Genomic DNA, 11,509 nt, shown 5'->3' with positions numbered 1-11,509 from the left:
TCGCGGCGGCCCCGCTTTGCGCGCAAACGCAAGACGCCCCGCCCGGGGCGGACGAAATACCGATTGCGCTGATGCTGGACCTGAGCAGTAATCAGACCCTGCTCGCGAGAGAAGCCAATCGCCGCTTTGTCCCCGCCTCCATCACCAAGGTAATGACGGCCTATACGGCTTTCGAAATGCTCGAGTCGGGCAAGCTGGTTCCAAACCAGCGCATGACCGTCAGCGATGCCACCTTTGAAGAATGGAGCGGCAAGGGCTCCAGCATGTTTGTGGGCCGCGGAGACGTGATCCCGGTCGATCAATTGCTGATGGGCATCACGACGATTTCCGCCAATGACGGCTCGGTAGTTCTGGGGGAGGGGGCGACAGGCTCCACCGCCAACTGGATTAAGGCGATGAACGCCAACGCTCAGGCCATCGGCATGCGGGACAGCCGGTTCGGCACACCTAATGGCTGGCCGGATCAGGGATATACGTTCAGCACGGCGCGCGATCTGACCACATTGGCAAAGGCAATTCTTACGCGTCACCCATCCAAGTTCCGGCGTTATTTCGGCCATCGCGGAATGGAATTCAACGGGATCGCACAGGAAAACCATGATCCCATCAGCGGCATCGTGGAAGGGGCCGACGGCTTTAAAACGGGCTTTACCAATCAGGCCGGTTACGGTTTTCTCGGTACCGCAGAGCGGGATGGCCGCCGTCTTATCATGGTCGTGGCGGGGGCCGCGCGGGAATCGATCCGCGACCGCGCTGCACGCGAATTCATCGAGTGGGGGTTCAATGCTTTCGACAGCCGTTTGCTATACAGACGCGGTGCGCGCGTAGGAGTAGCGCAGGTTCAAGATGGCGCCGTGGGCGAAGTGGGCTTGGCTGCCGCCGGTCCGATCCGGATCGCTGTGCCAAAGGACAGCGCTGCCGAGGTGAAGGTTTCGGTCGTCTATCGCGGGCCGGTCCATGCGCCCATCGCGAAAGGTGACGAGATTGCCAAGCTCAGGATAGCGGTTGACGGCTTGCCGCTGACCAATGTGCCACTAGTTGCTACGGACTCGGTCGAACAGGCGACATTTCTAGGCCGTATCGGCAATGCCTTTGGATCGCTGTTCTCATGAGCCGGGGCAAATTTATCGCGCTCGAAGGCGGGGAGGGAACGGGTAAGTCCACCCAATGCCGGCTGCTGGCCGAGGCATTGGCAAAGCGCGGCATAGCCACAGACATCACGCGCGAACCGGGCGGTACTCCGGGTGCCGAGGCGATCCGCACAATGCTGCTGGATCCACCGGGTGAAGGCTGGGGTGCCCAGGCCGAAGCATTGTTATTCGCGGCCGCGCGTTCAGATCATGTCATAACACGCATTGAGCCGTCTCTCGAGGCTGGGCGTTGGGTCATTTGTGATCGCTTCGTCGATTCAAGCCGTGCCTATCAGGGCGGGGCAGGTGGTCTTGGCGACGAGACAATAACCGCGCTCCACCAAATCGGCTCACGCGGATTGCGCCCTGACTGCACGGTCCTGATCGACGTACCGGCAGAAGTAACGGCTGCACGCTTGGCCGAGCGGGATGCCGGCAACAGCGATGCGATCGGGGGCAGGGGCACTGAATATCACGCAGCCGTCCGCCAGACATTTCTGGAGCTTGCCGAGCGTGATCCGGGAGGTTTCGTCGTCATTGATGGTGATGCCGGGCCGGACGCGGTACATGATCGCATCATGGCCGCGCTCGAGCCATTGCTGGCTGCCGCATGAAAAATCCCCGCTCGACACCAGCATGGTCCGAATGGCGTGAGGCGCGACAAGGCGCGCGAATGCATCACGGCTGGATACTCGCGGGCAAGCGCGGGCTGGAGAAGCGCGCCTTTGCTCAAGCCGCTGCACGCGATCTGGTCGGGGATACGGGTGAGGGGGACCACCCCGATATCCTGTTGCTCGACCATCCGCCGAAGGACGACAAGGAAGCCCGCAAGAAGGCCGACGGCAAACCATATGAACGGGCCCGCAATATCAAGATCGACCAGATACGCGCGATGCAGCGCCGACTAAACACGCGGCCAACGATGGGCGATAATCGCGCGATCATCATCGACCCGGCAGACGACATGGAGACCGCAGCGTCAAACGCTCTGCTCAAAACACTGGAAGAGCCACCGGCAGGCAGCACAATCTTTCTGATTGCCCATCGGCCTTCGCGGCTCCTTCCCACCATTCGCTCGCGCTGCCGGATTCTCCGGTTTGCTCCGGTGGAGGATGCAGCAATCCACGCCGCTGTCGCCGATCAATCGCCCGAAACGCAGGCCGAGCTTCGTGAGGCGGCGGTGCATGCCGCCGGAGGATCACCGGGGATGGCGCTGTCCTACCTGAAACATGACATGGGCAAAATCGACCAGTTGCTGCGCCGTATAGCGCATGAGGGCGACCGTGATTTTACGCTGCGCGGTGCGCTCTCGGCCGCTATCGGAACGCGCCCGGATCGCGAACGCCAGAGCGTCCTGTTCGATCTTTCCCGCGCGATCCTGACCGACAGGATGACCGATACGCCCCGCGAAGACCTGGCCAAACTTGCCGATGCTCATTCAGATCTGGTGGAGCTTGCTGCGCAGGCTCCGATCTACAATTTCGATGCAAACTTTCTGGTGATGGAAATCGGCGGCTTGCTCGCATCGGTCGCGGGCAATAGGAGCAGCGCCAATGTCTGATCCCTATTACATCACCACCGCAATCCATTATCCCAACGGCAAGCCGCATATCGGCCATGCTTACGAGACGATTGCTGCCGACGTTCTGGCCCGTTTCCACCGCCTGCAAGGACGAGAGGTACGCTTCCAGACCGGGACCGACGAACACGGGCTGAAAATGGCGCAGAAGGCGCGCGATCTGGGCATTACGCCGCGCGCGCTGGCTGACGAGATGAGCGGCGCATTTCGCGATCTGTTCGAACAGCTGGACATTACCTACGACCGGTTCATCCGTACCACTGACCAGGACCACCACCGCGCCAGCCAGGCCATCTGGCAAGCGATGGAAGCGAAGGGCGACCTTTATTTGGATCGCTACGAGGGGTGGTATTCCGTCCGCGACGAAGCCTATTACGATGAAAGCGAGTTGATCGAGGGGGAGGGTGGAGAGAAGCTGTCGCCCCAATCGACGCCGGTGGAATGGACCGAGGAAGAGACGTGGTTCTTCCGCCTGTCGAAATATCAGGACCAATTGCTCACGCTACTGAAAACCCCGGGTTTCCTCGAGCCGGAAAGCCGCCGCAATGAGATGATCTCGTTTGTTTCCGGTGGTTTACGCGATCTATCTGTTAGCCGGACGAGCTTTGACTGGGGCGTGAAGGTTCCCGGCAGCGAAGCCCACGTGATGTATGTCTGGGTCGATGCGCTGACCAACTACCTGACCGGTCTTGGTTATCCCGATAAAACAGAAGATTACGCCAAGTTCTGGCCTGCCAGTCTGCATCTGATTGGCAAGGATATTGTCCGTTTCCACACAGTATATTGGCCCGCCTTCCTGATGAGTGCCGATTTGCCGCTTCCGAAGCAGGTCTTCGGGCATGGTTTCCTGCTCAATCGCGGGCAGAAGGAAAGCAAGTCGCTGGGCAACGTGACGGATCCCAGTGAGCTGGCGGAGCGCTTCGGAGTCGACAATCTGCGCTATTTCCTGATGCGCGAAATCGCGTTCGGTCAGGATGGCAGCTATTCTGCTGAAGCCATCGTCACCCGGTGCAACGCAGAATTGGCCAACAGCTTTGGAAATCTGGCGCAGCGGACATTGTCCATGATTTCCAAAAATATGGACGGGAAGCTCGAGGCTTTCGATCTTGTGGAAGACGACAAAACGCTCCTCGAGACCGTGCGCGAAGCTTGCCGCAACGGGCTGCCCGATGCGTTTGAGAAGCTGGCATTCTCTGCGGGGATCGAGGAATGGATCAAGGCGGTCTACGCCTGCAATCAGTATGTCGACGAACAAGCACCTTGGGGGCTTAAGAAGACCGATCCGGAGCGGATGAAGGCGGTGCTCCAGACTCTGTTTCTCGCCATCCGTGATCTCGCCATTGCGATCCAACCCGTGGTCCCTGCCAAGGCGAACGCTGTTCTTGATCAGCTGGGAGCTGCAGCGGACGAGCGCGATTATGCGGATCTGACGAACGAATCCTGGTTCGATGCACTGGTGGATGCCGGACACCTTGTCGAAAAGCCGACACCGATTTTTCCGCGTCTCGAAATGCCCGAAGAAGAAGCCGCCTGATGCTGATCGATAGCCATTGCCACCTGGAATATGACGGCTTGGTCGAGAACCAAGAAGCTGTCTTGCAGCGCGCACGCGACGCCGGGGTAGGGGGCTTCCTCAACATCTCCACCCGCCACAGCGAATGGGACCGCGTTGTCGGCACCGCGCAGCGCGAGAGCGATGTCTGGGCCAGCGTGGGCATCCACCCGCACGAGGCAGACGCGCATGAAAATCTGGGCCGCGACATTCTCATCGAAGCAGCCGAAGCGGATCGGGTGGTCGGCATTGGCGAGACGGGGCTCGACTATTATTACGACAAGTCCGACCGGCAGGTGCAGCAGGAGCTGTTCAGAATGCATATCGGGGTGGCACGCGAAACGGGTTTACCTCTCATTATCCATACCCGCGATGCGGAGGACGACACCGCCGCCATACTTGCAGACGAGAAGGAAAAGGGCGCTTTTCCCGCGCTGATCCATTGCTTTACGGCGTCTGCCAATTTCGGACGCAAGGTACTCGATATGGGATTGTCTATCTCCATCTCAGGTATTGTAACTTTCAAGAACGCCAAAGATTTGCAGGCAGTTGCGGCAGATATCCCTGCAGACCGGCTGCTGGTAGAAACTGACAGCCCGTTCCTGTCGCCCGTTCCGCATCGCGGCAAACCGTGTGAGCCGGCATTCGTGCGCAATACCGCGGAATTCCTCGCTGAATTGCGTGGGGAATCGTTCGAGGAGCTGGCCGAGCGCACAACACACAATTTCCATGCACTGTTCAGCCGGACCGCTGCGTGAAACTTCTGATGCTCGGCTCCGGGACGTCGTCGGGTGTCCCGCGCGTCGGTAATGATTGGGGCGCTTGCGATCCCGGTGAGCCGCGCAACCGGCGCACCCGGGTGTCCATCATTGTCGAAGGACCCGGCGGCGAGCGTCTTTTGGTCGATACCGCGACCGATCTGCGCCACCAGCTGCTGACCAACCGGATCGACAAGCTGGATGCGGTGTTCTGGACGCACGATCATGCCGATCACTGCCACGGCATCGATGATCTGCGCGGGCTGCGATATGGCCGGTCGAACCCGATTCCCGGCTTTGCAACCGAAGAAACAGCGCGCCGCCTGAAGGCCCGGTTTGACTACATCTTCGCAGGGCAATTTGGCTATCCCACCGTCGTGGAGCTGCAGACACTCGACAATTTGCGGATGTTTGCCGGTTTTGGTGTCGAATGGTGTAAAATGCCGCATGGCCCCGCCAAGAGCACCGCCTTCCGTTTCGAAAGAGACGGAGAAGCAATCGGTTATGCGACAGATTTCAGCGAGATCACATCCGACATGATCCGCGTGTTCAAAGGTGTAGACATACTGGTGAGCGACTGTTTGCGCCGTCGACCGCATCCGACTCACGCGCATCTGGATATGGCGCTAGAGCTCGGCGCAAAATGCAAAGCCAAGCGCATCGTTCTCACGCATCTGGACAAGAGCATGGACTACCAGACATTGTGCGACGAAGTGCCAAGCCATGTGACTGTCGGCTATGATGGTCTGGAGATGACAATATGAACGAGTTCGACACGGTCCAGATTGTGGCTTTGCTTGGCTGGCTAGTGCTCGCCGTCGGTGCGCTCGCGTCTTACAAGTTCGAATGGAAAGAAGGTCTGCGCCTTGCGTTTATCTGGGCCGTGATCTTTGCCACAGTGTATCTGGTCTTCTCGATAGTGCGCTAGCGAAGGGGTGGCTGCGTCCTAGCTGGCGCTGCTTTACTTAACATAATATATATTATCATTCCGATATCTCAGTGAAGCGAGTGCCAAAGCAGGCCCCTCTTCGCTACCCGCAAGCGAACCTCTCCGCTTAATTCTCCCACCAGTAAGCGCGCCGCTGCGTATCGCCGGTCTCAACCTCATTCATTGTCCGCGCATCGTATAGCCGGCCACCAAGCATCACGCGGTCGATCTTGTCGGAATTGCGGATATCGGCGCTGGGGTCTGCATTCAGAACGATCAGATCCGCGAGCTTGCCGACTTCCAGACTGCCGATGTCACGATCCATCCCAAGCGATCTGGCAGGTTCGATAGTCCCGGCTCGTAGCGCCTCAATCGGCGACATACCGCCACGGGCAAAGCTCCACATTTCCCAATGCGCAGCGATGCCGGCTTGTTGTCCGTGGGCGCCGATGCTCACTTTCACACCGCGATCGGCAAGTTTCTTCGCCTCACGCGCGGCATTGTCATCGACGAAAGCCCAATCCGGCGCTTTCGTCCGACGCGCTGTCGCAGCCAACAATTGCTTAGGCGGCGTGTGAACCAGCAAGGGGTTATCAAACACATCAGTAGCTTGCCGCCAATACGGATCACCGGCGAGACCGCCATAAGTGACCGTGAGCGTCGGCGTATAGTTTGTCTGCGACTGCCCGAAGAACTGCAGAACATCTTCATACATAACATCAACCGGCACATTGTGCTCGACCGTCGAATTACCGTCGGCCACCAGGTTCATGTCCATGCCGAACAGCGAGCCACCTTCGGCCACGACCAGCATGTTCTCAGCCGCTGCAGCAAGAGCGACCTGCTGGCGTTGCTCGCGCCTTGGTTGGTTGTAGTTCTTTACCGAAATGCCGCCCTGCGACTTTAACCGGCGGACATGCGCTAACGCATCGTCGTAGCTATCGACACGAGCGTAAACGCTGGCCGCCTTCGCCCCGTAGACAATCTCGCCGGTCGAGAAGATGCGTGGCGAAAGAAGCTGTCCGGCCCGCTGGCGCTCCGCTGCAGCGAAGATCATGCTGGCGCTCGAACTGGGATCATGGATCGTCGTGGTGCCCATCGCCAACTGCTGGACCTGCACCCAGTTTTGTTGCGGGATCAAATCGCCCCGGCCCTGCGGTCCATGCGCATGGGCATCGACCAGCCCCGGCATAATCGTTTTACCCGACGCATCGATGATCCGCGCCCCGGCAGGGACAGGCACGTCTGACACGGAACCGATCGCAGCAATCCGATCGCCCTCAATCACGATTACGCCGTTCTCGATTGCGCCTGCACCCTCGCCGGCCATGGACAGGATGCGCGCGCCGGTGATGGCGGTGGCGCCCGAAGGTTTGTCCGCGCGCATGGTCATACCCAGCGAAATACCGCTGGTCGGCGGAGTGAACTTCGCGGTCTCGTCACCGAGCGAATTGGCGAATAGCGCAGAGCTGGATGCACGATAAAGCGTCGGCCCCATCGACCAGTAAAGCGTGTCGCCACCCCGCGTCCATCCAATGTAATCCGCGCCGCCATCGCTCACTTTGGTAACCGGCAGCGCCCCGCCTTTCTCGCTGACGCTGACGGCTTGCCCGCCCGGCATCAGCGGCATCACGAACGCTTCGTAATTCTGACGAAAAGCGAAATGCAGACCGTCCGGCGATAACCGGAAATCGTTCACCAGATCGCCCTTGGCATGGACCCGGCGGGCTTCACCGGACAAATCGGAGCTGATCAGCTGCAAATCGCCGCCTTCGCGCGCCAACATGAACAGCCGGTCATTATCCGCTCCGAATTGCGGGCTTCCTGTATCGCGGGCAATCAGCTTCGGTGCGCCGCCGCTGGCCGGGATGCGATAGACGCCCGGGTTCTCGGAATAGTCGGGCGAATTGAGGAAGCCCCCTTCCCGCTTCTCGAAGACGATTGTCGATCCGTCTGGCGAGAATTGCGGGTTGGCGTAATGGCCCGGCTGGCTGGTAATACTGCGCCCGCCGCTGCCATTGCCATCAGCCACTATGATCTCGCCCAGGCCCTCGTCGGTCCATCGGACATAAGCCATTTTGCGGCCGTCGCGGCTGAAGGCCGGGAACAGTTCCAGCGCGTCGCCGCTATTCGTCAGCCGCCGGGGTGCGCCGCCTGCGGTGTTCTTTACATAGAGCTTGCCCATCGTCTCGAAAACGACCCGCCGACCGTCAGGCGACAGGGTCGAGAAGCGGGGGATCGAGGTTTCAAACGTGTCGGGCGCAACCGGGATGACCGGGTGCGGCGCGTCGGCAATGCCGCGCGTATCGTTCACCCGGAACGGGATTTCACGCGCAGCTGTCCCATCTGCATTCACCCGGCGCAACTTGCCGCCGGCCCAGAATACGACGGCGGAACTGTCGGGCGTCCAGTCCATATTAGGATAGACGCCGGTGACGGCCCAGGTCTCCTGCACATCCATATCGAGCGCGCCATAGATCATGCGCTCGCGTCCGCTGGCGATGTCCTTCACCCAGAGCTGCGACTGGTCCTTGTCCCGCCGAACGAACGCGATCGACTGGCTATCGGGAGATGGCGCAGGGCGCACGGCTCCGCCAAATCCGGACACGGCAGTGGTCCGCTCGCCTGATGCGAGATCGTAGCGTTCGATCTCGAAGATACCGCTGTTCGAGTCTTGGGCGTATTCAAAAATCGGACCGGAGGTGGTGTTGCGCGTGAAGTAGATAGCCTCGCCATCGGGTGCATAGACAGGCTCGCCCAGCTCCTTCTGATGCGCTTCACTGGGTCTCTCGACCAGTTTGATCCCTCCCCCGCCGGAGACGTGATACAGCCAGATCTCGCCGGTGCCGAGCGAGCGGCCGGTGGTGAAATGTTTCTTGGCCACAATATACCGGCCATCGGGCGACCAGCTGGGCTGGTTGAGAAGCCGGAAGTCTTCCTTGGTCAACTGATGCTTGTTGGCTCCGTTCGCATCCATCAGCCAGATATTGTCGCCCCCTCCCCTGTCGGAAGTGAACGCTATCCGCTGGCCGTCAGGCGAAAAGCGCGGATGCACTTCCCACGCCAGACCTTCAGAAATGCGCGTCGGGGTGCCGCCCGTGATCGGCATTGTATAAATATCGCCGAGCATTGAGAAAGCGATGGTCCGGCCATCAGGGGCCACGTCGACATCCATCCATGTGCCTTCATCCGTGCTGATCGGCACCTGCCTGATAGTTGCGCCGGGTGGTGCGTTGACATCCCAATCGGCATCGTCCGTTTCCGCTCCATCCACTTCGCTCTCGGGCACCTCGGTGCTGGGCACGGGCGTTGGGAGCGATTGCTCTTGTGCCATGGCCGGGCTGAGAGCGAACAGGCTGGTGGATGCCAATGCGGCTGCGGCGATCAACTTCATGTCGGAAATTCCCCCTTGATGCGCCCTGTGTGCGGCAGCTTTCACGGCGACACAAGGGCGGGATTGGGGGCAAACTCGACCAACGCGTTTCTCTGGCCGACCAACGTCTCAGGCACTAGAGCCCCTCCTATGCCTCAGCAACTTGACCGCCTGCTTGAAATCATGGCCCGCCTGCGCGACCCCGAAACGGGATGCGAATGGGATCTGGCGCAGGATTTCGCCAGTATTGCTCCCTACACTATCGAAGAGGCGTATGAGGTCGCCGATGCGATCGAGCGCGGTGCGATGGATGAAGTGCGCGAGGAACTGGGCGATCTTCTACTCCAGGTCGTGTTCCATGCCCGCATGGCGCAGGAGAAAAATCTGTTCGAATTCGATGACGTTGCCCGCGCTATTTCGGACAAGATGGAAGCCCGCCATCCACACATCTTTGGCATAGCTGGCGGCGCGATGACCGAGCGCCGGTGGGAAGAACTGAAGGCTTCCGAGCGCGAGGCCAAGGGATCGCAAAGCGCAATGGACGGTGTTGCGCGCGCCCTGCCTGCACTGCTTCGCGCAGAGAAGCTGCAGAAACGCGCTGCTCGCGATGGTTTTGACTGGGGCGATACCGAAGGACCGGCGGCGAAGGTGCGAGAAGAAATGGCCGAGTTGGCCGAAGCCGACGTGGATCATCGGCTAGAGGAAGCGGGCGACCTGCTCTTTGCGGCCGTCAATCTAGTACGCGCCTATGGTGTGCAAGCAGAGGAGGCCTTGCGTGCCGCGAATGAGAAATTCGAACGGCGGTATCGCGGAATGGAAAACGCGGCAGAAGGCCGGTTCGCGTCACTCTCTCTCGATCAACAAGAGGCGCTCTGGAATGCGGTCAAACGCACGGAACGCGGTACAGATTAACCGCTAGAGTGTCTCGAACTGTCCAAGTTCCTTGGGGTTCAGCCGCACGATGATCCGCCTGACGGGATCGCCATCCTCTGCACGGTCATCGGCTTCTTCCAGAACATCGCCATGCGCGTGTAACCAGGCAATCCGCTGGCCATCGCTGGCCGGCAATAGGAACTCGCGCGTCACGGCATTGGCGGTGAGTTCGGTGCCCAGACGGTGCACCAACAGATCGATGCCCTCTCCCGTCAACGCGGTCACTGCGACGACATCATCGCGGCCCGCGGCAACCTCGCGCAGCGCCTTCTCACGCTCGGGTTCGAGCAGGTCGAACTTGTTCCACACTTCCAGAATCGGAATGGTGCTGACGCCACTTTCCCGGTCGATAACATCGAGATCGGCCAGGACATCCAGAACCTGCTTCTTCTGGGCCTCGGTGGATGCATTGGCGATATCGCGGACATGCAGGATCAGGTCCGCCCCTGTCACCTCTTCCAACGTCGCGCGAAAAGCGGCCACCAATTGGGTCGGCAGATCGGAAATGAAACCGACTGTGTCGGACAGGATGGCCTTCTCGACGCCCGGCAAACCGATAGCGCGCATCGTCGGATCGAGAGTAGCGAAGAGCAGGTCCTCCGCCATAACCTCCTCACCCGTCAGGTGATTGAACAAGGTCGACTTGCCGGCATTGGTGTAGCCGACCAAAGCAATGACCGGCCAGGGCGCACGGCCACGGCGATCACGGTGGAGAGTTCGCGTCTTGCGAACCTGCTCCAGTTCACGCCGCAAGCGCCCCATCCGCTGACGGATCATCCGCCGGTCGGCCTCGATCTGGGTCTCGCCCGGCCCGCCAAGGAAGCCAAAGCCGCCGCGCTGCCGCTCAAGGTGTGTCCAGCTGCGAACAAGGCGGCTTTGCTGATAATCGAGATGTGCAAGTTCGACCTGCAGGCGCCCTTCGGCCGTGGCAGCGCGTTCACCGAAAATTTCGAGGATAAGGCCGGTACGGTCGATGACCTTGCGGCCCAGTTTCTCTTCGAGGTTGCGCTGCTGGATCGGGCTGAGAGCGCCGTCGACGACGACCAGTTCGGCCTCGTGCAGCTCGCAATCGGTTTTGATCCGATCGACTTGACCTGCCCCGAACAACGTATTCGGCTTCACGTCGCGGACGGGCAGAACGAAGCTCTCGGCGACAACAAGTCCGATCGCGAGCGCCAGCCCGCAGGCCTCTGCCAGACGCGCCTCGGCGTCGAGGTCATAGGCAATTGAGCGGATGTCGGGGCACACGACCAGTG

General features: G+C 60.2%; 10 protein-coding genes. 8 read left to right on the top strand and 2 right to left on the bottom strand.

Features of this window, described 5'->3' with window-relative positions:
* Positions 1-71 precede the first annotated feature (71 nt).
* The 7 genes from ACFCW2_RS12315 to ACFCW2_RS12285 are packed head-to-tail and all read left to right on the top strand — an operon-like array spanning position 72 to position 5,947.
* Complete coding sequence (locus ACFCW2_RS12315) at positions 72-1,112, top strand: D-alanyl-D-alanine carboxypeptidase family protein (RefSeq protein ID WP_379546765.1); 1,041 nt, start codon at positions 72-74, stop codon at positions 1,110-1,112.
* Positions 1,109-1,744 (top strand): dTMP kinase, encoded by a 636-nt coding sequence (gene tmk / locus ACFCW2_RS12310; RefSeq protein WP_379546763.1) that lies wholly within the window; start codon positions 1,109-1,111, stop codon positions 1,742-1,744. The genes ACFCW2_RS12315 and tmk overlap by 4 nt, the downstream gene beginning before the upstream one ends.
* Positions 1,741-2,691 carry a DNA polymerase III subunit delta' gene (locus ACFCW2_RS12305; protein ID WP_379546762.1) on the top strand — a complete coding sequence of 317 codons (951 nt, stop codon included), beginning with the start codon at positions 1,741-1,743 and terminating at the stop codon, positions 2,689-2,691. Before tmk ends, ACFCW2_RS12305 begins: the two co-directional genes overlap by 4 nt.
* Complete coding sequence (gene metG / locus ACFCW2_RS12300; protein WP_379546761.1) at positions 2,684-4,243, top strand: methionine--tRNA ligase; 1,560 nt, start codon at positions 2,684-2,686, stop codon at positions 4,241-4,243. The genes ACFCW2_RS12305 and metG overlap by 8 nt, the downstream gene beginning before the upstream one ends.
* Positions 4,243-5,019, top strand: a complete 777-nt coding sequence (locus ACFCW2_RS12295; RefSeq protein ID WP_379546760.1) for a TatD family hydrolase — start codon at positions 4,243-4,245, stop codon at positions 5,017-5,019. The genes metG and ACFCW2_RS12295 overlap by 1 nt, the downstream gene beginning before the upstream one ends.
* Positions 5,016-5,783, top strand: a complete 768-nt coding sequence (locus ACFCW2_RS12290; RefSeq protein ID WP_379546759.1) for an MBL fold metallo-hydrolase — start codon at positions 5,016-5,018, stop codon at positions 5,781-5,783. Before ACFCW2_RS12295 ends, ACFCW2_RS12290 begins: the two co-directional genes overlap by 4 nt.
* On the top strand, positions 5,780-5,947 hold the full coding sequence (locus tag ACFCW2_RS12285; RefSeq protein ID WP_379546757.1) for a hypothetical protein: 168 nt from the start codon (positions 5,780-5,782) through the stop codon (positions 5,945-5,947). Before ACFCW2_RS12290 ends, ACFCW2_RS12285 begins: the two co-directional genes overlap by 4 nt.
* Positions 5,948-6,074: 127 nt before the next feature.
* Here ACFCW2_RS12285 and ACFCW2_RS12280 read toward each other — a convergent pair whose 3' ends face one another.
* On the bottom strand, positions 6,075-9,341 hold the full coding sequence (locus tag ACFCW2_RS12280) for an amidohydrolase family protein (RefSeq protein ID WP_379546756.1): 3,267 nt from the start codon (positions 9,339-9,341) through the stop codon (positions 6,075-6,077).
* A 129-nt stretch (positions 9,342-9,470) separates the two neighbouring features.
* On the opposite strand from ACFCW2_RS12280, the gene mazG reads away from it, so the two are divergent.
* A complete protein-coding gene (mazG, locus tag ACFCW2_RS12275; protein WP_379546755.1) occupies positions 9,471-10,232 on the top strand; it encodes a nucleoside triphosphate pyrophosphohydrolase in 762 nt (253 codons plus the stop codon).
* Between the two features lie 3 nt (positions 10,233-10,235).
* On the opposite strand, the gene hflX is transcribed toward mazG, so the two are convergent.
* On the bottom strand, positions 10,236-11,507 hold the full coding sequence (hflX, locus tag ACFCW2_RS12270; RefSeq protein ID WP_379548979.1) for a GTPase HflX: 1,272 nt from the start codon (positions 11,505-11,507) through the stop codon (positions 10,236-10,238).
* Positions 11,508-11,509 lie beyond the last annotated feature (2 nt).

The organism is Qipengyuania algicola, from assembly GCF_042492175.1.
In the GTDB taxonomy this organism is placed as follows: Bacteria; Pseudomonadota; Alphaproteobacteria; order Sphingomonadales; family Sphingomonadaceae; genus CAJXSN01.
This window is presented reverse-complemented; position numbering and strand designations above follow the sequence as displayed.

Excerpts from the sequence above, each read along its gene's own strand:
- ACFCW2_RS12315 (WP_379546765.1), top strand. The coding sequence starts at position 72 with ATGCTGGACCTGAGCAGTAATCAGACCCTGCTCGCGAGAGAAGCCAAT.
- tmk (WP_379546763.1), top strand. The coding sequence starts at position 1,109 with ATGAGCCGGGGCAAATTTATCGCGCTCGAAGGCGGGGAGGGAACGGGT.
- ACFCW2_RS12305 (WP_379546762.1), top strand. The coding sequence starts at position 1,741 with ATGAAAAATCCCCGCTCGACACCAGCATGGTCCGAATGGCGTGAGGCG.
- metG (WP_379546761.1), top strand. The coding sequence starts at position 2,684 with ATGTCTGATCCCTATTACATCACCACCGCAATCCATTATCCCAACGGC.
- ACFCW2_RS12295 (WP_379546760.1), top strand. The coding sequence starts at position 4,243 with ATGCTGATCGATAGCCATTGCCACCTGGAATATGACGGCTTGGTCGAG.
- ACFCW2_RS12285 (WP_379546757.1), top strand. The coding sequence starts at position 5,780 with ATGAACGAGTTCGACACGGTCCAGATTGTGGCTTTGCTTGGCTGGCTA.
- ACFCW2_RS12280 (WP_379546756.1), bottom strand. The coding sequence starts at position 9,341 with ATGAAGTTGATCGCCGCAGCCGCATTGGCATCCACCAGCCTGTTCGCT.
- mazG (WP_379546755.1), top strand. The coding sequence starts at position 9,471 with ATGCCTCAGCAACTTGACCGCCTGCTTGAAATCATGGCCCGCCTGCGC.